Genomic DNA, 22,672 nt, shown 5'->3' on the forward strand with positions numbered 1-22,672 from the left:
TGGATTCAGGAGCGACGCATCCGCACCACGGCAGGCGCCGTCGAGTGCGGGAGGAGTCGGCTCGGGTCTTCCGGCAGCAGCACGTCCACGACGGCGGTCTCGTCGAACCGGTAGGGCTGCGTCTGCACGATTCCCGACATGTGCTTGCGCAGCCGGGACATCTCGGCGCGGACGGTGATGGCTCGGCCGTCGTCGCCGAACAGGTCCGCGGCCAGCTGTGCTGCACTTCGGCCTTCCCTGCTCGACGCGAGGAGATACAGGATCTCGGCGTGCCGGGGAGTGGGTTCGTGCGTCCACTCCCCCACCTCGCTTCGTATCTGCACCCGCACGTGCTGGTGGTGCCGAAGATCCAGGGACACAGTCGTTCTACCGGTTTCCGACGCCTCGTCTCCGGTCGGGCGGACGAGCCACCCGCCGGGAAGCGGCTCGAAGTCGCACACCCCGAGGGTCGGCAGCCAGAACCGCCCGGCGACGACGTCCTCGGGCAGCAGTACTCGGTTGCGCAGCGCCACGGACTCGACGGCAGCGACCCATCCGTTGGCGTCGACGGCGAGTGCGGGCGCTTGCAGGCGTGCGAGCATCGGCGCTGCGACCGACCGGAGACGGTCGAGGTTCTGCCGGTGATGTTCGCGCAGTTGAGATTCCGCTAGTCGAGCGATGGCGTCGACCAACGCGAGGGTCGTCGGGTGGACGGTGTTGGCGGGCCCGCTGACGTCCACGGCCCCGATGACATGTCCGGTACGCGGGTCCTTGATCGGTGCACCCGCGCAGGTCCACGGATGGTGGCTGCGCACATAATGTTCCGCGGAGAAGATCTGTACCGCCCGCCGCGACACCAACGCGGTGCCGATCGCGTTGGTTCCGACCGAATCCTCGGCCCAGCTGGCACCCTCGACGAACCCGAGGCCGTCGGCGCGGTCGAGCACCGACGTCGACCCACTCCGCCACAGGACCCGTCCGTGTCGATCGGCGACGACGAGGATGTTGTCGCCGTCCTGCACGACGGATTCGAGTCCGCGACCCAGGTCGTCGAGGATGTCGAACAAGCCCGATTCCCGACGGCTCAGCTCCAGATCGGACACGTCGATCTGCGGTGAGGCCACGCTGCGTTGCTCGGGGTCGATACCGAGGGTCTGCAGGCGTCGCCACGAATCACCTATCACGTCGCGGGGACGAGCGGGGGATTTGCCGCCCGCCATCGTCGCGTCGTACACGGCAGTCAGAATCTGCGCGTAGCGGCGCGGGTCCTCTCCGGCCGCCAGCGCAGGTTCCGGTCCTGTCGTCTGCGTCATCACCGACAATTGTGCTCCAGATCACTCAGAACATGCAAAGCCGGGTCAGCGGAACACGAGGCCGCCGTCGATCAACCCCGCCTGACCAGTCATGTAGTCCGAATCAGGACCCGACAGGTAGGACACGAAGGCTGCGACGTCCTCGGGCGTCTGGGCTCGACCGAGCGCGATACCACCGACGAACTTGTCGTACGTCTCGCCCTCGGCAGCACCGGTCAGCTCGGCGAAACGCTTGTCGATGGTCACCCACATGTCCGTTCCGACGACGCCCGGGCAGTACGCGTTGACGGTGATGCCGTGCACGGCGTACTCCTTGGCCGCGGCTTGGGTGAGGGCACGAACGGCGAACTTCGTCGCACTGTAGACACCGAGCATGGCAAAGCCGTCATGACCCGCGATGGACGAGGCGTTGACGATCTTGCCCTTCTGGCTCAGTGACCTGAATTTGGTTGCCGCAGCTTGAATTCCCCACAACACACCGTCGACGTTGACGGCCCAGATCTTCTTCGTGTCCTCGGGACGGACGTCGTCGAGCGGGGCGACCTGTGCGATGCCGGCATTGTTGATCATGACATCGAAGCTGCCGAGGGCCTCGTGCGCATGGTCGACGGCTGCGAAGACCTGATCGCGATCACTGACGTCGGCCACGAACGTGGTTGCGTCGGTGCCGATTTCCCGAATCTCGCGGGCGACCTGCTCGATCTTGTCCGAGCCCAAATCAACGAGCGCGACATCGTGGCCGTCGGCCGCGAGCCGCAGTGCGATACCGCGGCCTATGCCCTGGCCGGCTCCGGTGACGAGTGCGACGCTCATGCCAGACCCTCGCTGCCGCGTCCCACTGCAGGATCCACCAGAACCTTCATCTTGGTGCCTGCGTGAAGAGCTTCGAATCCGTCGTCGATGACCGATTCGAGCGCGATCTTGTCCACCCATCCCGTCGTGTCGTACTTGCCCTGGGCCATGAGCTCGATGACGGCGTCGTAGTCCGCCGAGGTGTAGCAGAGCGATCCCTGGATGCGGGATTCGTTCATGACGAGCTTCTGCAGCGGTGTGGTCAAAGGCTTTTCGTAGATCGCGACGCTGACGAGTGGTTTGCGAGCTCCGATGCAGCCGAGTGCCGTCTCGACGGCAGGTTGAACGCCCGCCGCGTCGTAGATGGCGTCGGCGCCGCGGCCGTCCGTGAAGTCGGCGACGAACTCCGGTACGTCGAGCGACGTCGGATCGAGGGTTCTGGCACCGAGCGCTTCGATCGAGGCGCGGCGCGTCGGTGACGGTTCGACGACGAAGACGTTCTCGAGGCCTTTACCGCGGAGCGCGAACCACAGCCCGATCCCGATGGGGCCTGCGCCGAACACCATTGCGGTGTCGTCCGGATCGGGATCGCCGAGTGTCGCAGCGTGGAAGGCCACGGACATCGGTTCGACGAGTGCGCCCAGTTCGAGGGACACGTTCTCCGGCAGGTGATGAATCATGTTCGTCGGCACGACGGTGTATTCGGCCATGCCACCGTCGGACATGAGTCCGTGGAAGCCGATCTGCTGGCAGATGTTGTAGTTCCCGGCGCGACACGGTCCGCAGTGTCCGCAGCGGTACAGCGGCTCGATGGCGACGCGGTCCCCGACCTCGATTCCCGTCACGCCTGTACCGATCTCGGTGACCGTGCCGGAGAATTCGTGCCCCAGGACGAGCGGCAGCTGCTGGTTCGTCAACGGATGCGGCTCGGTGGGAACGAAGATCGGTCCTGCGTAGTACTCGTGCAGATCGGTGCCGCAGATTCCGTTGTAGCCGACCTTCACCTTGACCTCGCCTTCCCCGGGCGACGGCTCGGGTACGTCGGCGATCTCGACCTTGTTCGGACCGTAGTAGACAGCTGCGCGCATCGTGTTTCTCCTAGCGTTGAACGATGCAGTCATGTCTATGTGACCCCAGCCACAGGGGACAGGGTTGCAGAGCGTTGCATTCGCTGCGGCCGAGTCGGTGACAGCGAGAAAAGATCACGGCGATCCGATCCGTCGACATCGGCAACCTCGGTCTTGTTGAATACTCGCAATCGTCTTCTACGACAGGTACTCCTTCGATGTCATTACGCGCACGCTACGTGCTGCACCGAATTGCTCAGGCGTTCATAGTCGTTGCACTGACCTACACGTTCGTGTTCTTCGTGTTGAACGTCCTGCCCGGCAACCCGATCGAGAGTCGGATACGCAGTCCGGAGAACCCCATCTCCGCGAAGGACGCCGAGGTTCTCACCGCGTACTACAAGCTCGACAAGTCGGCACTCGAACAGTTCTGGATCTCGGTCCAGCGGCTCGCACACGGTGACCTCGGATACTCGTTGACCAGCGGTAAATCGGTGTCCTCTCTGCTGGGCACCGCGATTCCACAAACAGCCTCGCTGGCCGCACTCGCCTTCCTCGTCGCGGCCGCGCTGGCCGTCGTGATCGCCTTCACGGCGGTCTTCGCACCGTCGTCCACGGTGCGTGAGACGGCCCGGGCCGTTCCGCCGATCTTCCTGTCGGTGCCGTCGTTCATCGTCGGACTCGTTCTTCTGCAGGTCTTTTCGTTCCAGCTCGGGCTCGTCTCCGCTGTCTCCGACGAAGGGGTGAAGTCTCTGTGGCTGCCCGCGGTTGTGTTGGCGATTCCGGTGTCCGCGCCGATTGCCCAGGTGCTCGTCCAGGGACTGTCCACAGCGGCGCGTCAGCCGTACGTGGACATTCTGCGCTCCAAAGGCCTGCGCGAGGACCGCATCGTGTTCGGCCACATCGCCAAGAACGGATCGATTCCCACTCTCACCATCGCCGCGATCACCGTCGGTGAGCTGCTGGCGGGTTCGGTGATCACCGAGACGATCTTCTCGCGGACCGGAATCGGTTATCTGGTCGAAGACGCGGTACGCAATCAAGATCTCCCGGTCATCCAAGCCATCGTCATCGCGGTGTCGGCAGTCTTCGTCATCACCAACCTCGTGGTCGACCTGGTCTATCCCGTGATCGATCCACGTATTTCCGCCGCACCGACCAAGGAGGCTGTGCCGGCATGACTCTCGCACTTCCCACCCTCGCGAGCCCCATCACGGTGCGCTCCCGACTGCGCGGGTGGACACCGGGCGACGTGGCGGCGGTCGCCGCCCTGCTCGTCGTCGCTGCCTTCGTCGTCGCACCGTCGGTCATCGCCCCGTTCGATCCCCTTCAGGAGTTTCCCGACGCCGCATTGCAAGGACCGGGTGCCGTCCACTGGTTGGGGACCGACTACCTCGGCCGCGACCAGCTCAGTCGGCTGATTCACGGAACCGCCGTGACAATGCTGGGTTCGGTCATCGCCGTGGTCATCGGACTCGTCCTCGGAACCGCGCTGGGACTCGTCTCCGCGTACTTCGGCCGGGTGGTCGACGCGATCTCCAGCCGAATCGCCGACGTGCTGCTGTCCATTCCGACTCTGCTGCTGTCGATCACGATCATCGTCTCTCTGGGGTTCGGTACCGTCAACGCTGCCATCGCAGTAGGGGTGTCGTCGATCGTCGTCTTCTTCAGACTCATGCGTTCGGAAGTTCTGACGGTGCGCAACCTTCCGTTCGTCGAAGCGAGCGAACACCTCGGTGCAGGTAGTGGCCGCCTACTGGTACGACACATACTGCCCAACGCCTACTCTTCGGTGCTCGCCCTGGCCGCACTGCAGTTCGGGACCGCGATCCTGTCCATCGCGGCACTCAGCTTCCTCGGATACGGCGCCAATCCCCCGACCGCCGAATGGGGACTGATGATCTCCGAGGCGCGTAACTACATCCACACCGCGCCGTGGCTCATCGTCGCGCCGGGCGCCGCCATCGTGATCACGGTTCTGAGCATCAGCCGAGTCAGCCACATCGTCCGAAAGAGAGTGGGATAGTGACACTTGTCGACAGCCCGGTAACTGCTCGCACCGCCACCGCTGTATCCGTCGAAGGCCTGACCATTTCCTACGGCGCAGATCCAGTGGTCACCGACGTCGATTTCGAACTCCGGAACGGTGAGACGCTCGCTGTCGTCGGACAATCGGGCTCGGGCAAGACGACCATCGCCCGCGCGGCCATCGGCATGCTTGCAGGAGAGGGGCGGATCACGTCGGGGTCGGTGCGGATCGCAGGTACCGACGTCACCCGGTACACCCAGTCCAGTTGGCGCAGGCTACGAGGCTCGACCATCGGGTTCGTGCCTCAGGACCCGCTGGGCTCCCTCGATCCGCTGAAGAAGGTGGGCCATCAGATCGCGGAAACACTTCTGCTGCATCGGATCGTCCAGCGCCGCCGCGTCGTCGACGAGACCGTGGCCCTGCTCGATCGAGTCGGCATCCGCAACCCCGCCGAGCGGGCAGGCGCCTACCCTCATCAACTGTCCGGCGGGCAACTGCAGCGGGTCCTGATCGCCATTGCGATCGCGGCCAGGCCGTCGATCCTGGTGGCCGACGAGCCCACGTCGGCTCTCGACGTGACGGTACAGGCGCGCATCCTCGACCTGCTCGACGATCTTCGCCGCGATCTGGGTCTCGGCGTCCTGTTCATCACCCACGATCTGGCTCTGGCGCGAGATCATGCCGACGACGTCCTGGTTCTGAACCACGGAATCGTCCGCGAGCAGGGCCGCGCCGCCGAGGTTCTCGCGTCACCGTCCGACGATTACACGCGTCGGTTGATCGCCGACGCGCCGGCGCCGTCGCTGGACAAGTACGCCTCGCGCCCGGCTGCACGCGTCGAGACCGCACTGGAAGTGCGAGACCTCGTGAAGACGTTCGCCGTCAACGGCTCTCGTACCGAACGATCCACCGCGTTGGACGGTGTGTCCTTCACCGTTGCTCGGGGCACCACCCATGCGGTCGTCGGTGAGTCCGGAAGCGGGAAGACCACAGCCGCGCGCATCGTCAGCGGACTGGAGCGGCAGGACTCCGGTGAGGTGCTCGTGCACGGCTCGCCGCTCGACACCTCGCGGCGAGCACGCCGCGGCAACGCCCGACGACTGCAGCTGGTCCAACAGAATGCGTTGGCGGCGATGGATCCTCGTTACTCCGTCGAGAACATCGTCGCAGAGCCGCTGTCGATCGCGGGCGTTCGGTCGCGAGCCGAGCGGCGAGATCGGGTCCACGATGTGCTCGACAAGGTCGCCCTACCGCGAGACATTCTCGAGCGTAGACCGTTCGATCTCTCCGGCGGACAGCGTCAGCGTGTGGTGCTGGCTCGGTCGCTGGTTCTGGCACCGGACATCCTCGTACTCGACGAGCCCACGTCGGCCCTCGATGTCAGCGTCCAGGCACGGATCGTGGACCTACTGGTGGAACTGCAGCGTGATCTGTCACTGACCTACGTGTTCATCTCGCACGACTTGTCCCTCGTGCGCCAGGTATCGGACACCGTGACCGTCCTCGAGCACGGACGAAACGTCGAGTCGGGGAACACCGCCGATCTGTTCCGCGACCCGCGCGAGGAGTACACCCAGCGCTTGATCGAGTCCATTCCCGGTCGCGCGCACGTACGCGCGTGAACGTTTCTCCCGAAAAGGATGTCATGTCCAGCCCGATCTCCCGAAGGACTGCGCTGCGCACGTTCGGCCTCGGCGCAGCATCGCTCTTCGCCGCCACCGCCTGCTCCGACGCCTCGGCCGGACCGACCGCGGGCACCGGAACGCGCGGCGGCGACTTCGTCTACCTGGACGCAGAGGTCACCGCGTCGATGCAGGTTCAGGTCAGTTACTGGCAGAACTCCGCGGTGAAGGACCAGATGCTCGACCGCCTGGTGTACCAGGACCCGAAGACGTTCGAGTTCGTTCCCTGGATCGCCGAATCGTGGAGTGTCGATCCGACCCGGACCGTCTACACCTTCGTGATCCGCGACGGCGTCAGCTACAGCAACGGTCAGGCACTGGACGCCGCGTCCGTAGCCCGAAACCTCCTGTGGTTCGCCAATGGCGATGCAGACAAGGGTATTCCGCGGAACTCGATCTTCCCGGAAGTACTGTCCGCCGACGCCGACAACGCTGCGCGCACGGTCGTCGTCACGTTGGCGAGACCCGATGCACCGTTCGTTCCGACGTTGTCGATGAACACCGCAGGGCTGGTCGCCGACGCGACGATCGACGCGTCCAACGAGCAGCAGTCCGTGGTGACGAACTTGATCGGCAGCGGCCCCTTCGTCGCGGAATCGGAGATTCCAGCCAAGGAGATCAGGCTCGTGAAGCGCCGCGGATACGACTGGGCACCCCCGACTGCCGACCATCAGGGTGAGGCGTACCTGGATTCGCTGACGATCGTCCCGGTGCGCGAGGACAGCGTCCGCGTCGGAGCCTTGCTGTCCGGTCAGGCTCACGCCTTGCGGTACACGCAGCCACCGGACGAGAAGGTGTTGTCCGATCGCGGCTTCACCGTTCTCGGACTTCGAAACCCGGGTCTGGCCAACGTCCTCGACGTGCGTCAGACCGCAGAGTTCGTCGACGACATCCGGGTGCGCAAAGCGTTGATGTACGGGATCGATCGTCACGAGATCATCGACACGCTCTACACCGACAACTGGAAAGTGGCCACCAACGTGACCACCGAAGGTGTGCAGGGGTGGACCGATCGATCCGACGAGGTGCGCTTCGATCCGGACGAGTCCAACCGGCTCCTCGACGACGCAGGATTCACCGACCGGAACGCCGACGGAATCCGTACCCGCGACGGTCGGCCGCTCGATCTGAGCGTCTACGTCGATGTGTACGACCACACGTCGAAACCGCTGTACGAGTTCGTCCAGCGGCAGCTCCGCAGAATCGGAATCTCGTTGACGATCAAACAGACCGACTTCGCCAACTACCCGAAGGCGACGACGGCCCCCGAGTTGAGCCTGCGACGCAACGGCTGGCCCGCACCCGACCCCGTGCGCTTGTCGGTCAACTACGACAGTGATCGAGGCGACCTCTTTCAACTACAGGGCAAGGACCCCGTGCTCGACGGTTTGCTTCGAGACCACATCACCGCGACCGATCCACTGGTGCGAGAAACGATTCTGCGCGAGGCCCAGAACCGGATCATCGACAACGCATACACGATTCCGTTACTGGCCGACACTCAGATCTTCGGCGTGGCACCCGAAGTTCGGGGATTCCGCAATGCGGCCAACTCACCGCCGTTCTTCTACGACACCTGGATCGAACAGTGACCACCAGCCACGCCACATCACGACAGAGAGGACCTCGACCATGACTTCCACACTCCGGCGCACCCCACCGGCACACGGCTCGGACGAATTGCGGCAGCTGGTGTCCGCCATCGCCGAGGACGCCCGGCGACGCCGATCCGACGGCGGACACGAACCTCCGACCACTGCGATCGAACTGGTCAAGGAGCATCGGCTCGGTGCGGTGCGGGTACCGACCCAGCTCGGCGGAGCTGGGTACACCCTGGCCCAGCTGTTCGATCTCGTGATCGACCTGGCCGAAGCCGACCCGGACGTGCCGCACATCCTGCGTGTCCATTTGGCCTTCGTGGAAGACATTCTGCGCGTTCCGTCGTCCGAGACGAAATTGAAATGGCTACCGCACGTGGTCGACGGAAAGCTGTTCGGCGGAGCCAACTCCGAGCTGAGCTCACACAACGTCGGCGGAGGGACCTTCGACACCACTCTCACACCCGCCGACGGCGGCTACGTCGTCGACGGTGTGAAGTTCTACAGCACCGGCTCGATCTACTCGGACTTCATCAGGGTCTCGGCCAACACGCCGGACGGTGACGTGCTCTCGGCGATCGTCGAGTCGTACGGCCCCGGTGTGGAACACCGTGACGACTGGGACGGCATCGGTCAGCGTCACACCGGCAGCGGTACCACTGTGTTCTCGGCCGTGGCCGTGGCCGAAGGTGACACGTTGCCGTTCCGGAACGAACCCATCGAGCGCAGACCTCGCCAGGCGCTCGTCCAACTGTTCCTGCACGCCATTGCCGCGGGTATTCTCCGGTCGGTGACCGACGACGCCGCCGAGCTGTTGCGGAGCAGGAAGCGCACGTTCACCTACGCGGCCGCCGAGTCGCCCCGGCACGATCCACAGTTGCTGGAGGTCGTCGGCAGGTTGAGTTCGGCTGCGTTCGTCGTCGAATCGGCGGTCGCCGCCGCAGCGTCGGCACAGGATCTCGCCGCCGACGCTGCTCGGACCGCCGGCGTCGACCGAACGCTGGAGGAGCGAGCATCCATCGCTGCCGCCAAGACGAAAGTAGCCGTCGAAGAGCTTGCACTGTCGGCTGCGGGTCGACTGTTCGAGGTCGGCGGCGCATCGGCCACACGGCAGGGTCGCGCGCTCGACGTGCACTGGAGAAATCTGCGCACACTGTTCTCGCACAACCCGACGTCGTACAAAGCTCGGGTCCTGGGCGACATCGTCGTCAACGACGCGGAACTCCCCGAAGCCGGCTTCTTCTAGCCGACTGCGCGATCGAGGCTGTTCACCGAGGAGAACCGCTCTCGTAGTGTCGTTTCGGCGTACTCCCGCCGGAACAGGCCCCGATCGCGCAGAATCGGCACGACATGTTCGACGAAATCCTCCAGACCGGAGGGAAACACGTCGGGCATCAGGTTGAAACCGTCTGCGGCGCCTGCGCGGAACCAGGTCTCGATGGTGTCGGCCACGTCCTCGGCGGAACCGACGGCGATGCGGTGACCTCCACCGCTGAACTCGCGAACTGCGTCGCGGACGGTGGCACCGCTCTCCTGGATCGAACGCACGATGGACTCGCGAAACCCCAACGAGGCGGTGAAGTTGTCCGGGTCGACGTCGGCCAACGCTTCGTCGGGCACCGCAGCGTCCAGGTCGTGACCGCGTAGGTCGTAGCCCAACACGGTGGACAAGCGATCGAGCGAATAGTACTCGGGCAGATACCTTTCGAGATGTTCGAAGCGGCGGACCGCTTCCTCTCGGGTCTTGCCCAACACCGTGATCAGGCCGGGAAGAATGGCCACGTCGTCCGGACTGCGCCCCTGCCCCCGCGCGTCGTCCTTGACCTGACGGTAGTGGTGACGTCCTGCATCGAGCGTCAACTCGGCACTGAACACCGCGTTCGCCGAACGTGCGGCCAGTGCGCGGCCTTGTGGTGATCCACCTGCCTGCACGATCAACGGATGCCGCTGCGGCGACGCCCCGAGCGGAAGAAGACCCTCGACGTCGAAGAACTCGCCGTGATGCGCGACGGGCACAGCAGTGCCTGCCGCACTCCACAACTGGAGTACGACGTCGACGAACTCGGCGGCGCGGCGGTACCGCACACTCCTTTCGGGATAGTCGTTCAGGCCGAAGTTGTGGCCGGCCTGTGGTGAATACGTGGTCACGACGTTCCACGCGGCTCGTCCGTTGCTGAGGTGGTCGAGCGACAACAACCTGTGTGCCAGTTCGACGGGATCGTTGAACGTGGTCGACAGGGTTCCGATGACGCCCAGGTACTCGGTTTCCGCGGCGACCAGAGCCAGAATCACGGACGGTTCCAGCGCACGGGACGGCTTGAGCCGTGGGTCTTCTCGTAGCGCAGGGCCGTCGGCGAGGAACAAGGCGTCGAGGGTTCCGTGCTCTGCCAGACGCGCCATGTCCGCGAAGTAGTCCGGGTCGACGAACGCCGTGGGCGCCAACCCGGAATTCTGCCACGCGGCGAGGTGAATGCCGATATCGAGGACGTTCACGTTGAGAACGACGTGTTCCGCTGACATGTGTCACTGCTCCCTGTCGTCAGGTGTAGACGGGCCTGTTCGCGGACAGGTCCGGTTCCGCGGGTAGTCCGATGTTCAGATAGCCACGCAGCGTCGTCGTCGATCGCCGGGGACGTACGACGCCGTCCTGGATCAGACCGGGGAGGACGTCGTGCAACCAAGCATCGAGGTCGTGCACGTCGACGACGACGCCCGATGCGCCGGCGTCGAGTGCACTGCCGATCGCGTCCACGGACACCGAGGCGAAGGCGGTGTCTCCCTCGACGGCGATGTCCGACGTGCCCGGTCCGAAGATCACCGGCTCCCCCTGCGGGGTGGTCGGCACGGTGAGCGGACCGGCCGTGGCGAAGACCCCCCGGTGGTCGGCGTACCGAATGTCCTCGGCACGAGTGAAGATGTTGGACTCGACATCACCGACGACCGCGGCCGCCGGCCACGTCCGCCACAGTGCTCGTACCGCCGTCACGGCGTCCGGATTCCGCGTCGACCGTGGTGCATCGACCCACGAACTACGCACCCCCAGTCCGAGTTCGGTGGAATCGTCGTCGGACAACACCCACCAGCCCCAGTCCGAACGTGCGTCGTGCGAGAAAGCTTGCGACCGTGCTGGGATCGAGTCCGCCCACCTGCGTGCCGAGGACCACGAACCCGGTGCCCGACGCGTCGAGAGCGGATGCAGCCCGCGCGAGTTCTGCTACCCCGCCGGACGGTACGTCGCGCAGACGCACTCCCACAGGAACGGTTCTCGATACTGGCACAGCAGTGAGTCACTTTCTGTCCGACGTCGTTGCCTCGCAAGACTAGGAGGACTCGGGCCTGCGGGAAACCCTTTCGATCAGCACGATTCGAGTGTCAGGGTGCGGGTTCGCTGTCCAGGATCTCGATGCGCGTTCCCATGGCCAGAAGCGCTGCGGCCGACAGGCCGAACATCGAGTGGAAGGAATCGCTGAAGTGGGAGGGTGACGAGAATCCGGCTTCGACCGATGCGGTCGTGAGATCGCTTCCTCGCGCCACGGCTTCGCCGACGTGCAGCATCCGAGCCCACAGGCGGTACCGCCGGAAGCTCGTACCCGCTTCGGCGGAGAACAGATGCAGAAATCGGGACGTCGACAGGTTGACGGCAGCGGCGAGGTCGGCTGCTGCGACAACGGCGCCCGGTTTCTCGCGGACGATGCGTACGGCCGCACGGATGCGCTCGTCGACTTGCCGCGGCTCGGGGCCGCACAGCGTCTCGACGAGTGCCCGCGGGTCGGGCGAGCCCGCGGCCGCGAGTTATAACAGTGCTGATTCGGAGGGAAGTCGAAGGCCGAATCCGCCGGTACGGGTACTCGCCGCATCCAGGATACGGTCGGATCTGGATACGCCAGGATCGCTGTAGGCGAACACCATTCGCTCACCGTGCGCTTCCACACGATGGACCGTCCGAGGCGCGACGGCTGCACTGCGCACACTCCACTGTTCGCCGTGCTCGTCGCGCAGCGTGAACGGCGCGTCCGCCCCGACCGCGAAGCACAGGATCGAACCGGAGTGGTAGTCGATGTTCAGAGACGGCCCGACGTACACGGCTTTGCCCGCCCACAGCCACAGCGTCGGCTCGGTACAGCACGTTTCTGGAAGCGCCGCATCTCGCATGCCGGACATGCTTGCACCACATCCGGCAACAGGGAAGAGGTCTGGAACATGAGCACCGTTTCTGCTTTGGGTGATTCGAGGATCGTCGACGGAGTCCGTGTGTACGAGCGAGGGAGCGGATCCCCGATCGTGTTCGTCCACGGATTGTTCGCCAATGCCGCGATCTGGCGGAAGGTCGTTCCGTTGCTCGCCGCGAACCACCGGTGCATCACCGCCGACTGGCCCTTCGGCAGTCACGCGATCCCGGTAGGTCCCGCAGGTGACATGACGGCCACCGGTATTGCCGACGTCGTCGCCGACGTCATCGAGCGACTCGATCTGCGCGATGTGACTCTCGTCGGAAACGACGGCGGCGGAATGCTGACGCAGCTGGTGATCACGCGTCGTCCGGAGCGCATCGGTCGCGTCGTCCTCACGCCGTGCGACGCCTACGAGAACTTTCCGCCGCCGTTCTTCGCCTACCTGTGCCGGCTGGCGCGGGTCCCGATCACCCTCGACCTCATTGCCCTCGCCCTGCGGGTGCCGTGGCTGCGCCGGCTGTACGGACGCTCACCGATCGGGTTCGGCTGGCTGAGCCACGCGAGACTGGGTGACGAGCTCCTCGATCACTTCGCGATGCCCATCCTCGACGCTGGTATCCGCCGCGACATCGCGACGTTCCTCCGATCCGTCGACACGACGTACACGCTCGACGCTGCCCGACGGTTCGGCGGCGTCGAGCAACCCGTCCTGGTGGCGTGGGCGTCGGATGACAAGTTCTTTCCGTTCGAGCACGCGGAGCGCCTGGCGCGGGACTTTCCGAACTCGACGCTGGCCGTGATCGAGGGGTCTCGTACGTGGGTGTCCGAGGACCGGCCGGAGGAATTGGCGTCGGAGATCACGCGCTTCGTCGGTGACGCCGGTCACATGCAACCCACTGCAACTCTCGACCGCTCGTCGTAGAAAGGAGTGTGCTGGGTCACAGCACACGAACGAACGACAAGGGAGTCTCCATGACCCAGACCATCGAACCGCCCGTTCTCTCGCAGACACCGCAGCAGCGGGTCGACGCCTGGCTCGCGGATTTCGAAGCCGCGCTGAAGGCTCGTGACCCGGGCCGTGTCGCGGCCAAGTTCGCCGTCGACAGCTTCTGGCGCGACCTGGTGACGTTCACCTGGAACCTCAAGACCGTCGAGGGCCGAGACGGAATCGAGGGGATGCTCGCGGAACGTTTGGAGGACACCGATCCGTCCGGGTTCCACACCACCGAGACACCCGACGAGGCCGACGGGGTGACGTCGGCGTGGATCGAGTTCGAGACCGCCACCAGCCGCGGCAAGGGGCACCTCCGCCTGAGAGGCGACGAAGGGTGGACCTTGCTCACCACCATGCAGGAGCTCAAAGGCCACGAGGAGCGTCAAGGGCACACCCGCATCAAGGGAGCAGTCCACGGTTCCAACGCCGACACCCAGAACTGGGCGGAGAAGAAGGAGATCGAGGAGAAGGAGCTCGGCTACACCGTGCAGCCGTATGCGCTGATCGTCGGTGGCGGCCAGGGCGGTATCGCTCTCGGCGCCCGGTTCCGCCAGCTGGGTGTCCCTGCCATCGTCGTCGATCGAGCGAACCGGCCGGGAGACCAGTGGCGCGGACGCTACAAGAGCCTCTGTCTGCACGACCCGGTCTGGTACGACCATCTCCCGTACCTGCCGTTCCCGCCGAACTGGCCGGTGTTCGCACCGAAGGACAAGATCGGCGACTGGCTCGAGATGTACACCAAGGTCATGGAAGTTCCGTACTGGAGCCGCACCACAGCCAAGACCGCGACCTACGACGAGGCGGCGAAGAAATGGACCGTGGTCCTCGACCGCAACGGCGAGGAAGTGATCCTGCACCCCACGCAGCTGATCATGGCCACCGGCATGTCCGGCAAGAAGAACGTACCCAACTTCCCGGGGATGGAGGATTTCGAAGGCGAGCAACACCATTCGAGCGAGCACCCGGGTCCCGACGCCTACGTCGGCAAGAAGGTCGTCGTCGTCGGCTCCAACAACTCGGCGCACGACATCTGCAAAGCGCTGTACGAGACCGGCGTGGACGTGACGATGCTGCAGCGCAGTTCGACGCACATCGTCAAATCGGATTCACTGTGCGAGATCGCCTTGGGTGATCTGTACTCCGAGCGGGCTGTGGAATCCGGAATGACCACGGGCAAGGCCGATCTGACGTTCGCGTCGCTGCCGTACCGGATCATGCACGAGTTCCAGATCCCGGTGTACCAACAGATCGCCGAGAAGGACAAGGACTTCTACGACCGGTTGGAGAAGGCAGGGTTCCAGCACGATTTCGGTGACGACGGCTCGGGCCTGTTCATGAAGTACCTGCGCCGCGGATCGGGCTACTACATCGACGTCGGCGCATCGGAGCTCGTCGCGGACGGCAAGATCGAACTCGTTGCCGGACAGGTCGAACGGATCGGCAAGAACAGCGTTGTGCTGGAGGACGGGTCGGAACTGCCGGCCGACGTGATCGTCTACGCCACCGGCTACGGCTCGATGAACGGCTGGGTCGCCGACCTCATCGACCAGGCGACGGCCGACAAGGTCGGCAAGGTATGGGGCCTGGGCTCGGACACCACCAAGGATCCGGGTCCGTGGGAGGGCGAGCAGCGCAACATGTGGAAGCCGACGCAGCAGGAGAACCTGTGGTTCCACGGCGGCAACCTGCATCAGTCACGGCACTATTCGCTGTACCTCGCTCTGCAGATCAAGGCCAGGTACGAGGGCATCGACACCCCGGTCTACGGCCTACAGGAAGTGCATCACTTGCGCTGACGCTCCCTACGTGAGTGGAAATGCGCACCCCAGTGCGTGTGAAGTCCAGTGCGCATTTCCAATCACAACGGAGGGGGCAGCGTGGAGGCGGCGGCGATGCGACTGAGCTCGTCGACCAGTACGTCGACGGGCAGCGCGGGTGAGGCGGTGGTGCTCAGATTCACGAGAGCATTCGTCGCCCCGATCAGCGCCGTCGACGTCAGCCGGAAGTCGCGGTCGTCGATTTCGCCTCGGTCCACGGCACTGCGGAAGATCGATTGCAGCACGTCGATCCACTCGGAGATCTGAACTTTCCTGTGCTCTTCCATCTCCGGACTGACGCCGATCACTTCGACGAACGCCAAGCGAGGTCGACGCGGATCGGACAGTACGGACTCGAGGTACGCCCGGACCAACACCCGCACCCGAGCCTGGAACGGCTCGGACACGGACGCCGCCGCAGCAGCCGTCACCGCGGCCCGCGCCGCCTCGTTCACCTGGTCGTATGCCTCCCTCAGCAACGCTTCTCGGCTGGAGAAGTCCGCGTAGAACTGCCGGGAGGACAGCCGCGCCTCCGCGCAGATCTGCGGTACCGAACTCTGGGCGTACCCGGTCGTCGAGAACACGGTGAAGGCCGCGTCGACGAATCGACTCCGCCGCTCGGCCCGTCTGTCGTCGGCCGAGCGTCCGCCGTAGGCGCGGGATGGAGTGGGCTGCACACGTCGAATTCTCGCATCCCTGCCGCTGCGGTCAGCGCAGGTAATCGGCCAGCGCTGTCCCGACGGCGTCCGCTCCGAGAGCGTTCGGATGCAAGGGCAATGCCTGATGCGTGGGAACGAGCCCTTCCAGATACCGGTCCTCCGGCGCCGCGCAGGAATCGTGGCCTTCGGTGACAGGGCGGGTGTCGAAGAATTCGATGCCCTTCTCCGCCGCGAGGGTGCGCTGGGTGTCGCTCATGTCGTCGACCTTCGCCTGTAGATAATCCGCGTCGGCCGGGTGCATCGGCTGGTCGGGGAAGCAGCCGCCCGGCCTGATGTAGGTGCCGTACCCGACGAGGACGATGCGGGCGTGGGGCGCTTTCGCTCGGATCGAGTCGATCAATTCCGACCAGGCGGGGACCTGCGCCTTCGTGCTCTCCGCGATCGTGTCGACCCCGTCCACGACGCGGGCGTTGCCGCCATCAGCTGACCGACCAGCGCGACGGGCAGAAGCGCCGTCGCAAGTCTCTTCACCGTGTGCACTCTCTTTCGATGTCCGCAGAACTCGGGGTGGCCTGAGTCACAGCCAAAAGTGAAACACATGCGCTTCAGAAAATCCACGGATTCCGCGAAGGTTCGTCCGCGTCGAGACTCGGACTGAAGTCCGCTGTTCGTCGTAGTCTTCGAGACAGGCCGAATGTTCGAGGTGACGCTGTTCGACTCCGTCGGGATCGGACTGCAGGATCTGGTGTCGGCGCGCACGCTGATCGACAGAGCATACGAATTGAAAGTAGGTACGACCGTGGACCTTTCGGCATGAGCACACACCTGAGCCGCGCGATCGAACTCGCCGTCGAGGCGGGCGAGGCAGGGAACCGGCCGTTCGGGGCGGTGCTCGTCGGCGCCGACGGCACCGTGCTGGCCGAGGGCCGCAACGAAGTCGCGTCGGGCGGTGACGTCACCGCCCACGCCGAGCTGGTCGCGATCCGCGGCGCCGCGACGGCCGAGAACGCAACCATATACGCCAGTGGCGAGCCGTGCCCCATGTGCAGTGCCGCCATGGTGTGGGCCGGCGTCACACGCATCGTGTTCGGGGCCTCGGAACCGGAGTTCTCGAAGCTCCTCGACGGTGGTCCACGGTTCTCGCTGCGCTGCGCCGAGGTCGTCGGCGCAGCGGACGTGGACATCACCGTCGAGGGTCCGGTCGACGAGGCCGAAGCGTTGAACGTCTTCCGTTCGTGAGCGCTTTACACCAGGCGCGTCTCGGGTGACTGCGTCTTCGCCGGGTCGGTTTCGATCGATCCGGCGAGTGCGTCGTCGATCTTCTTCAGCACGTCCGCGTCCAAGGTGACTTCCGACGCCTTGATGTTCTCGGCGATCTGCTCGGGGCGTGACGCACCGACCAGGGCGGCGGCGATGTTGTCGTTCGCCAGTACCCAGGCGACCGCGAGCTGAGCCATCGTGATGCCGAGCGACTCGGCGATCGGCTTCAATTCCTGAACGCGAGTGAGTGTTTCGTCGTTGAGGTAGCGCTGGATCATCTTGTCGCCGCCCTTGTCGTCGGTGGCGCGCGAGCCCTCGGGCAGCGGCTGACCGGGCAGATACTTGCCGGTGAGAACACCCTGAGCGATCGGCGACCACACGATCTGGGAGATGCCCAGTTCCTTCGACGTCGGGATGACCTCGGATTCGATGACTCGCCACAACGCCGAGTACTGCGGCTGGTTGGAGACGATGGAGAAACCGTTCTCGCGGGCCAGCGCCTGACCCCGGCGCAGCTGATCGGCCGTCCACTCCGACACCCCGATGTACAGGGCCTTGCCCTGACGGACGACGTCCCCGAACGCAGCGATGGTCTCCTCGAGCGGAGTCTCGAAGTCGAAACGATGAGCCTGGTAGAGGTCGACGTAGTCGGTGCTCAGCCGTCGGAGAGACGCGTCGATGCCCTCGAAGATGTGCTTGCGGGACAGTCCGGTGTCGTTGGGCCCCTTCGGCCCGACCGGGAAGTACACCTTGGTGAAGATCTCCAACGATTCACGCCGAACGCCCTTCAGCGCCTCACCCAGCACGGTTTCGGCGGCGCCGTTCGCGTAGACGTCCGCGGTGTCGAACGTCGTGATCCCCGCATCGAGGGCGGCATGCACGCACTGCGTCGCGACATCGTTCTCGACCTGCGAACCGTGAGTGAGCCAGTTTCCGTAGGTGATCTCCGAGATCTTGAGTCCACTGTTGCCGAGGTATCTGTAAGCCATGCCGAAAACGCTACCCGCGGGGCGGTGCCTCTGCGCTAGCCTCGTGTCACGAGGGACAACGAGGAGCACGGTGTGGTGCGTGAGCAGATCGCATTGTCGTGGCAACGCTCTGCCTCCAGCGGGCTGGAACCCGCCCACTCGCTCGAACAATCCGCTCTACGTGACGTGGACCGGCGCAGTCGTCTCCTCGCCGCCGCCGACCCGATCCTCGACCGCATGGAAAGCATGCTCGACGGTTCCGGCTACTGCGTACTGCTCGCCGACCGCGACGCCCGGCTCGTCGATCTCCGCTTCGGCACGCGAACACTGCGCGACGTCGTGTTCGGCGTCGGCGCCGTCGTCGGCCGATCCTTCACCGAGGAGGCGTCGGGCACCAACTCGATCTCGACGTCGTTCGAACTCCGTAAACCCCTGGCCGTTCGGGGCAGCGAGCACTACATGGAGTCGATGAAGGGCTTCAGCTGCTACGGCCACCCGCTGATCCATCCGATCACCAAACGCATCGAGGGCGTCCTCGACATCACGTTCCTCGAATCCGAGGACAACCCGCTGCTCCAGCCGATGCTCGCGCATTCCGCGCAGGACATCCAGGGGCGGTTGCTGGAAGAGACGCGCAGCGGCGAGCAACGGCTCTTCCAGGCATTCCAACATGCGTCGGCTCGGCGGCGCGGCGCACCCGTCGTCGCGATCGGTGACGAACTTCTGCTCGAGAACACGTCCGCAGCCGCCGTCATCGACACCGTCGACCACGCCGCGCTGCGGTCGCTGACGGACGAGTCGATCCGTCGCAGCGGAGTCATCGACTCCGTCGTCCTGAACTCCGGAGCCCGGGCACTCGTGCGATGGGAAAGGCCGGTGTCCGGCACCGGCGTCGTCCTCGAGATAGATGTGCTCGACGAGCCCGCGCGTCGTACGTCGACAGCCGCCGCGTCCCAACCCCTGTGTGTCGTCGGCGAACCGGGAACGGGCAAGTCGACGACACTGGCCAGGCTGACTGCCGCCCGCGCGCCACGATGGTTCGACGCCGCCGATCTCGTCACGACGACACCCGCGGCGTGGCTCGCATCCGTCGAAACGCAGGTGACGGCCGGTACGGATGTCGTGGTGAAGAACATTCACCTGGCCGACGCACCCGTCGCGCACCGACTGCATGCCCTGTTGAAGTCGGCGCGTGGATGGTTCGCACTGTCCAGCTCCATCCGGGACACGTCGACGGCGGAGCACCGCCAACTGCTGTCGTTGTGCACGGACACCGTCGAGCTCGCTCCGCTCAGGTCCAGGCGTCACGAAATTCCCGACCTGGTCCGCGGGATGCTCGCGGAAATCGGCTCCCGTGCCCGGTTCACCCCGGACGCCATGCGCGCTCTCATCGATCACGATTGGCCCGGCAACATCGGCGAACTACGCGACGAAGTGATGAGCGCGGCAGCCCGCAGGTCCGTCGGCGACATCAGCGAACACGATCTGGTCAGGCCCGGTGCGCGGGGTGCGTCGAGTCGTCTGACAGCTCTGGACGCTGCGATGCGAGATGCCATCGTGCACGAACTCGCTCGGTGCGGGGGCAACAAAGCCGCCACCGCGGACAGCCTCGGAATCAGCCGCACCACGCTGTACAAGCGAATGAAGGAACTCGGCATCCACTGAGAACCGCGCGGAGAACGTACAGTTTTTGAACACTCACCCGGCGTGATGCGGGTCACGATCTATGCATGAGTACAGATACGGCAATACACGCGGCATCGCTGTTCATCGGCGGCGAGTGGGCACCCCCGAGTTCGTCGGCGAGGATCGACGTACGGTCGGCCAGTACCGAACAGATCATCGGCTCGGTTCCGGAGGCGCAGGAGGCAGACGTCGACGCAGCCGTCGCGGCCGCCCGTCGCGCGTTCGAGGATCCGAGCGGCTGGAGTCAGTGGGAGCCGTCGGCCCGCGCCGACGCTCTGGACCGGCTCGCCGACGAACTCGAAGCGCGCGGTGAGCAGATAGCCCGCACGGTCTCGGCGCAGAACGGCATGCCGATTTCGATCGCCCTGCAGCTCGAAGCAGGCTTTCCCGTCGCGGTCGTCAGGTACTACGCCGGGCTTGCCAGAACGGCGACGTTCGAGGAATCGCACCCGCACCTTCTCGGCGGCACGACGACGGTGCGTCGGGAACCCATCGGCGTCGTCGGTGCCATCGCGCCGTGGAACTTCCCGCAGACTCTCGCGGCGTTCAAGCACGCACCCGCTCTGGCGGCCGGGTGCACCATCGTCATCAAGCCGTCACCGGAAACCGTCCTCGACTCGGTTCCGTTCGCCGAAGCCGTCATGGCGGCGGGCATTCCGCCCGGGGTGGTCAACATCGTTCCCGGCGGGCGCGAGGTGGGCGCCTACCTCGTATCGCACCCGGGTATCGACAAGGTTGCATTCACCGGATCCACTGCCGCCGGCCGGTCGATCGCCGAGACCTGCGGACGACTACTGCGGCCCGTCACCCTGGAACTGGGCGGAAAGTCCGCGGCGATCGTTCTCGACGACGCCGAACTCGATCTTGCGAAGATCGGCGAAGACCTCTTCGGTGCAACGTTTCTCAACAACGGTCAGACGTGTTTCCTCGGCACCCGAGTGCTCGCGCCGCGCAGTCGATACGACGAGGTGGTCGGCGTGCTCGAAGCATTCGCACAATCACTCGCCGTCGGCGACGCGCTGGATCCGGCGACACAGATCGGTCCGATGGCCAGTGAGCGGCAACGAGATCGAGTCGAGGGCTACATCGCGAAGGGCAGTGGCGACGGTGCCCGGCTGGTCACCGGAGGTGTCCGTCCGTCCGATCTCGATCGCGGGTGGTTCGTGTCGCCGACGGTGTTCGCCGACGTCGAGAACGATCACGCCATCGCCCAGGAGGAAATTTTCGGGCCTGTGCTGTCGGTGATCCCGTACGGCGACGAAGCGGACGCCATCCGCATCGCCAACGACACCGACTTCGGGCTCGGCGGCACCGTCTGGACCTCCGACGACGAACGAGGGTACGGCGTCGCCAAGCAGATTCGCACCGGAACCATCGGCATCAACCGCTACATGGTCGACCCGGGTTCACCGTTCGGTGGCGTCAAGGACAGCGGCATCGGCCGCGAACTCGGCCCCGACGCCCTCGGCAACTTCCAGCAGTTCAAGTCCATCTACCGCTAGGAGATCTTTCGTGAAGACCAAAGCTGCAGTACTTTTCGAAGCACACAAGCCGTTCGAGATCCTCGAACTCGAATTGGACGGACCCGGGCCGGGCGAAGTCCTGATCAAGTACGTCGCTGCCGGCCTGTGCCACTCGGACCTCCATCTGCTCGACGGCGACCTCCCACCGCGCTTCCCGATCGTCGGTGGGCACGAAGGCTCCGGAATCATCGAGGAAGTGGGGCCCGGTGTGACCAAGGTCAAGCCCGGCGATCACGTCGTCTGTTCGTTCATCCCCAACTGCGGTACCTGTCGCTACTGTTCGACGGGCCGACAGAACCTGTGCGACATGGGCGCAACGATTCTCGAAGGCTGCATGCCCGACGGCTCATTCCGGCGTCGCGACAGCAAGGGAACCGAGTTCGGCGCGATGTGCATGCTGGGAACGTTCGCCGAGCGCGCCACGATCTCGCAACACTCCGTCGTGAAGATCGACGACTGGTTGCCCTTGGAGACAGCGGTTCTCGTCGGATGCGGCGTGCCGTCGGGCTGGGGCACCTCCGTGTACGCGGGTGGTGTGCGGGCCGGTGATTCGGTGATCATCTACGGCATCGGTGGTCTCGGCATCAACGCGGTGCAGGGCGCCGTGCACGCGGGCGCCAAGCACGTCCTCGTCGTCGACCCGCTGGAATTCAAGCGGAACCAGGCGTTGAAGTTCGGTGCGACACATGCTTTCGGCGACTACGCCAGCGCCCAGGAGAAGCTCACCGAGCTCACCTGGGGCCAGGGCGCGGATCAGGCCCTGATTCTCGTGGGCACCGTCGACGAGGAAGTGGTCCAGGCAGCGACAGCCGCCATCGGCAAGGGCGGCACCGTCGTCATCACCGGTCTCGCCGACCCCGAGGCGCTGACCGTTCACGTCTCCGGCACGGATCTGACGCTGAACCAGAAGACCATCAAGGGCACACTGTTCGGCTCCGCGAACCCTCAGTACGACATCGTCCGGCTGCTGCGCCTCTACGACGCCGGCCAGCTCAAGCTCGACGAGCTGATCACCAACACGTACTCACTCGAGCAGGTGAACGAGGGGTACCAGGATCTGCGAGACGGCAAGAACATGCGAGGGGTGATTCACCTCTAGAACCCACGTGAGTACCGCCCCCTTGTGAGGCTTG

24 protein-coding genes are annotated in these 22,672 nt (G+C 65.0%); 13 read left to right on the forward strand and 11 right to left on the reverse strand.

All coding sequences use genetic code 11. From position 1 onward, the window contains the following. Positions 1 to 5 precede the first annotated feature (5 nt). The 3 genes from BH95_RS16035 to BH95_RS16045 are packed head-to-tail and all read right to left on the reverse strand — an operon-like array spanning position 6 to position 3,172. Positions 6 to 1,292, reverse strand: a complete 1,287-nt coding sequence (locus tag BH95_RS16035; RefSeq protein WP_019663013.1) for a GAF domain-containing protein — start codon at positions 1,290 to 1,292, stop codon at positions 6 to 8. A gap of 45 nt (positions 1,293 to 1,337) precedes the next feature. Then, positions 1,338 to 2,105: an acetoin reductase gene (locus BH95_RS16040; RefSeq protein ID WP_037183097.1), complete on the reverse strand. Its 768-nt coding sequence runs from the start codon at positions 2,103 to 2,105 to the stop codon at positions 1,338 to 1,340. Next, on the reverse strand, positions 2,102 to 3,172 hold the full coding sequence (locus BH95_RS16045; RefSeq protein ID WP_037183099.1) for a 2,3-butanediol dehydrogenase: 1,071 nt from the start codon (positions 3,170 to 3,172) through the stop codon (positions 2,102 to 2,104). The genes BH95_RS16040 and BH95_RS16045 overlap by 4 nt, the downstream gene beginning before the upstream one ends. A gap of 197 nt (positions 3,173 to 3,369) precedes the next feature. On the opposite strand from BH95_RS16045, the gene BH95_RS16050 reads away from it, so the two are divergent. The 5 genes from BH95_RS16050 to BH95_RS16070 are packed head-to-tail and all read left to right on the forward strand — an operon-like array spanning position 3,370 to position 9,706. Then, positions 3,370 to 4,332 carry an ABC transporter permease gene (locus BH95_RS16050; RefSeq protein ID WP_244164988.1) on the forward strand — a complete coding sequence of 321 codons (963 nt, stop codon included), beginning with the start codon at positions 3,370 to 3,372 and terminating at the stop codon, positions 4,330 to 4,332. Continuing rightward, entirely contained in the window at positions 4,329 to 5,177 is an 849-nt protein-coding gene (locus tag BH95_RS16055; RefSeq protein ID WP_019663009.1) for an ABC transporter permease, read from the forward strand. Before BH95_RS16050 ends, BH95_RS16055 begins: the two co-directional genes overlap by 4 nt. Then, positions 5,177 to 6,802: a dipeptide ABC transporter ATP-binding protein gene (locus BH95_RS16060; RefSeq protein ID WP_037183103.1), complete on the forward strand. Its 1,626-nt coding sequence runs from the start codon at positions 5,177 to 5,179 to the stop codon at positions 6,800 to 6,802. Before BH95_RS16055 ends, BH95_RS16060 begins: the two co-directional genes overlap by 1 nt. Before the next feature lie 23 nt (positions 6,803 to 6,825). After that, positions 6,826 to 8,454 (forward strand): ABC transporter substrate-binding protein, encoded by a 1,629-nt coding sequence (locus BH95_RS16065; protein ID WP_244164989.1) that lies wholly within the window; start codon positions 6,826 to 6,828, stop codon positions 8,452 to 8,454. Positions 8,455 to 8,494: 40 nt separating this feature from the next. Next, positions 8,495 to 9,706 (forward strand): acyl-CoA dehydrogenase family protein, encoded by a 1,212-nt coding sequence (locus BH95_RS16070; protein WP_037183108.1) that lies wholly within the window; start codon positions 8,495 to 8,497, stop codon positions 9,704 to 9,706. Here BH95_RS16070 and BH95_RS16075 read toward each other — a convergent pair. From BH95_RS16075 to BH95_RS29575, 4 genes are all read right to left on the reverse strand, one after another. Continuing rightward, positions 9,703 to 10,980, reverse strand: a complete 1,278-nt coding sequence (locus BH95_RS16075; RefSeq protein ID WP_037183111.1) for an LLM class flavin-dependent oxidoreductase — start codon at positions 10,978 to 10,980, stop codon at positions 9,703 to 9,705. The genes BH95_RS16070 and BH95_RS16075 overlap by 4 nt on opposite strands. Positions 10,981 to 10,999: 19 nt before the next feature. Beyond that, a complete protein-coding gene (locus tag BH95_RS16080) occupies positions 11,000 to 11,533 on the reverse strand; it encodes a hypothetical protein (RefSeq protein ID WP_244164990.1) in 534 nt (177 codons plus the stop codon). Beyond that, positions 11,490 to 11,738 (reverse strand): hypothetical protein, encoded by a 249-nt coding sequence (locus BH95_RS29570; protein ID WP_244164992.1) that lies wholly within the window; start codon positions 11,736 to 11,738, stop codon positions 11,490 to 11,492. Before BH95_RS29570 ends, BH95_RS16080 begins: the two co-directional genes overlap by 44 nt. 94 nt (positions 11,739 to 11,832) lie before the next feature. Beyond that, complete coding sequence (locus tag BH95_RS29575) at positions 11,833 to 12,153, reverse strand: helix-turn-helix domain-containing protein (RefSeq protein ID WP_347876824.1); 321 nt, start codon at positions 12,151 to 12,153, stop codon at positions 11,833 to 11,835. Between BH95_RS29575 and BH95_RS29580 the strand changes: the two genes are divergently transcribed. Next, positions 12,070 to 12,258, forward strand: a complete 189-nt coding sequence (locus BH95_RS29580) for a hypothetical protein (protein WP_244164993.1) — start codon at positions 12,070 to 12,072, stop codon at positions 12,256 to 12,258. The genes BH95_RS29575 and BH95_RS29580 overlap by 84 nt on opposite strands. Here the strand turns inward: BH95_RS29580 and BH95_RS29585 are convergent. Next, positions 12,253 to 12,621, reverse strand: a complete 369-nt coding sequence (locus BH95_RS29585) for a hypothetical protein (protein WP_244164995.1) — start codon at positions 12,619 to 12,621, stop codon at positions 12,253 to 12,255. The two genes, BH95_RS29580 and BH95_RS29585, sit on opposite strands and share 6 nt — an antisense overlap. Before the next feature lie 39 nt (positions 12,622 to 12,660). On the opposite strand from BH95_RS29585, the gene BH95_RS16090 reads away from it, so the two are divergent. Together BH95_RS16090 and BH95_RS16095 are read left to right on the forward strand one after the other, a co-directional pair. Next, positions 12,661 to 13,554, forward strand: coding sequence for an alpha/beta fold hydrolase (locus BH95_RS16090; RefSeq protein WP_037185171.1), 894 nt, complete (start codon positions 12,661 to 12,663; stop codon positions 13,552 to 13,554). Between the two features lie 50 nt (positions 13,555 to 13,604). Next, positions 13,605 to 15,422 (forward strand): NAD(P)-binding domain-containing protein, encoded by a 1,818-nt coding sequence (locus BH95_RS16095; protein ID WP_037185174.1) that lies wholly within the window; start codon positions 13,605 to 13,607, stop codon positions 15,420 to 15,422. A gap of 62 nt (positions 15,423 to 15,484) precedes the next feature. Here the strand turns inward: BH95_RS16095 and BH95_RS16100 are convergent, their stop codons facing one another. Both BH95_RS16100 and BH95_RS16105 read right to left on the reverse strand, forming a co-directional pair. Beyond that, positions 15,485 to 16,120 carry a TetR/AcrR family transcriptional regulator gene (locus tag BH95_RS16100; protein ID WP_037183115.1) on the reverse strand — a complete coding sequence of 212 codons (636 nt, stop codon included), beginning with the start codon at positions 16,118 to 16,120 and terminating at the stop codon, positions 15,485 to 15,487. A gap of 31 nt (positions 16,121 to 16,151) precedes the next feature. After that, on the reverse strand, positions 16,152 to 16,562 hold the full coding sequence (locus BH95_RS16105; RefSeq protein WP_037183118.1) for a GDSL-type esterase/lipase family protein: 411 nt from the start codon (positions 16,560 to 16,562) through the stop codon (positions 16,152 to 16,154). 234 nt (positions 16,563 to 16,796) lie between these two features. On the opposite strand from BH95_RS16105, the gene BH95_RS29815 reads away from it, so the two are divergent. Both BH95_RS29815 and BH95_RS16110 read left to right on the forward strand, forming a co-directional pair. Next, positions 16,797 to 16,919, forward strand: a complete 123-nt coding sequence (locus BH95_RS29815; RefSeq protein WP_254924957.1) for a hypothetical protein — start codon at positions 16,797 to 16,799, stop codon at positions 16,917 to 16,919. Then, positions 16,916 to 17,341 (forward strand): nucleoside deaminase, encoded by a 426-nt coding sequence (locus tag BH95_RS16110; RefSeq protein WP_037183121.1) that lies wholly within the window; start codon positions 16,916 to 16,918, stop codon positions 17,339 to 17,341. The genes BH95_RS29815 and BH95_RS16110 overlap by 4 nt, the downstream gene beginning before the upstream one ends. A 5-nt stretch (positions 17,342 to 17,346) precedes the next feature. Here the strand turns inward: BH95_RS16110 and BH95_RS16115 are convergent, their stop codons facing one another. Further along, complete coding sequence (locus BH95_RS16115) at positions 17,347 to 18,351, reverse strand: aldo/keto reductase family protein (RefSeq protein ID WP_037108571.1); 1,005 nt, start codon at positions 18,349 to 18,351, stop codon at positions 17,347 to 17,349. Positions 18,352 to 18,423: 72 nt separating this feature from the next. On the opposite strand from BH95_RS16115, the gene BH95_RS16120 reads away from it, so the two are divergent. The 3 genes from BH95_RS16120 (at position 18,424) to BH95_RS16130 (ending at position 22,638) form a co-directional block, all read left to right on the forward strand. Then, complete coding sequence (locus BH95_RS16120; protein WP_020110947.1) at positions 18,424 to 19,995, forward strand: sigma-54-dependent Fis family transcriptional regulator; 1,572 nt, start codon at positions 18,424 to 18,426, stop codon at positions 19,993 to 19,995. A 65-nt stretch (positions 19,996 to 20,060) separates the two neighbouring features. Next, positions 20,061 to 21,518 carry an aldehyde dehydrogenase gene (locus BH95_RS16125; protein ID WP_019662994.1) on the forward strand — a complete coding sequence of 486 codons (1,458 nt, stop codon included), beginning with the start codon at positions 20,061 to 20,063 and terminating at the stop codon, positions 21,516 to 21,518. Between the two features lie 10 nt (positions 21,519 to 21,528). Further along, on the forward strand, positions 21,529 to 22,638 hold the full coding sequence (locus BH95_RS16130; RefSeq protein ID WP_019662993.1) for an NDMA-dependent alcohol dehydrogenase: 1,110 nt from the start codon (positions 21,529 to 21,531) through the stop codon (positions 22,636 to 22,638). Positions 22,639 to 22,672 lie beyond the last annotated feature (34 nt).

The sequence above is a fragment of the Rhodococcoides fascians A44A genome, from assembly GCF_000760735.1.
GTDB classification, from domain to species: Bacteria; Actinomycetota; Actinomycetes; order Mycobacteriales; family Mycobacteriaceae; genus Rhodococcoides; species Rhodococcoides fascians_E.

Bases quoted from the DNA above. Each gene is read 5' to 3' on its own strand.
- BH95_RS16065 (WP_244164989.1), top strand. From the start codon at position 6,826: ATGTCCAGCCCGATCTCCCGAAGGACTGCGCTGCGCACGTTCGGCCTC.
- BH95_RS16115 (WP_037108571.1), bottom strand. From the start codon at position 18,351: ATGGCTTACAGATACCTCGGCAACAGTGGACTCAAGATCTCGGAGATC.
- BH95_RS29580 (WP_244164993.1), top strand. From the start codon at position 12,070: ATGCAGAAATCGGGACGTCGACAGGTTGACGGCAGCGGCGAGGTCGGC.
- BH95_RS16045 (WP_037183099.1), bottom strand. From the start codon at position 3,172: ATGCGCGCAGCTGTCTACTACGGTCCGAACAAGGTCGAGATCGCCGAC.
- BH95_RS16075 (WP_037183111.1), bottom strand. From the start codon at position 10,980: ATGTCAGCGGAACACGTCGTTCTCAACGTGAACGTCCTCGATATCGGC.
- BH95_RS16125 (WP_019662994.1), top strand. From the start codon at position 20,061: ATGAGTACAGATACGGCAATACACGCGGCATCGCTGTTCATCGGCGGC.
- BH95_RS16070 (WP_037183108.1), top strand. From the start codon at position 8,495: ATGACTTCCACACTCCGGCGCACCCCACCGGCACACGGCTCGGACGAA.
- BH95_RS16035 (WP_019663013.1), bottom strand. From the start codon at position 1,292: ATGACGCAGACGACAGGACCGGAACCTGCGCTGGCGGCCGGAGAGGAC.
- BH95_RS16110 (WP_037183121.1), top strand. From the start codon at position 16,916: ATGAGCACACACCTGAGCCGCGCGATCGAACTCGCCGTCGAGGCGGGC.
- BH95_RS16040 (WP_037183097.1), bottom strand. From the start codon at position 2,105: ATGAGCGTCGCACTCGTCACCGGAGCCGGCCAGGGCATAGGCCGCGGT.
- BH95_RS16050 (WP_244164988.1), top strand. From the start codon at position 3,370: ATGTCATTACGCGCACGCTACGTGCTGCACCGAATTGCTCAGGCGTTC.
- BH95_RS29815 (WP_254924957.1), top strand. From the start codon at position 16,797: ATGTTCGAGGTGACGCTGTTCGACTCCGTCGGGATCGGACTGCAGGAT.
- BH95_RS16090 (WP_037185171.1), top strand. From the start codon at position 12,661: ATGAGCACCGTTTCTGCTTTGGGTGATTCGAGGATCGTCGACGGAGTC.
- BH95_RS16095 (WP_037185174.1), top strand. From the start codon at position 13,605: ATGACCCAGACCATCGAACCGCCCGTTCTCTCGCAGACACCGCAGCAG.
- BH95_RS16055 (WP_019663009.1), top strand. From the start codon at position 4,329: ATGACTCTCGCACTTCCCACCCTCGCGAGCCCCATCACGGTGCGCTCC.
- BH95_RS29585 (WP_244164995.1), bottom strand. From the start codon at position 12,621: ATGTCCGGCATGCGAGATGCGGCGCTTCCAGAAACGTGCTGTACCGAG.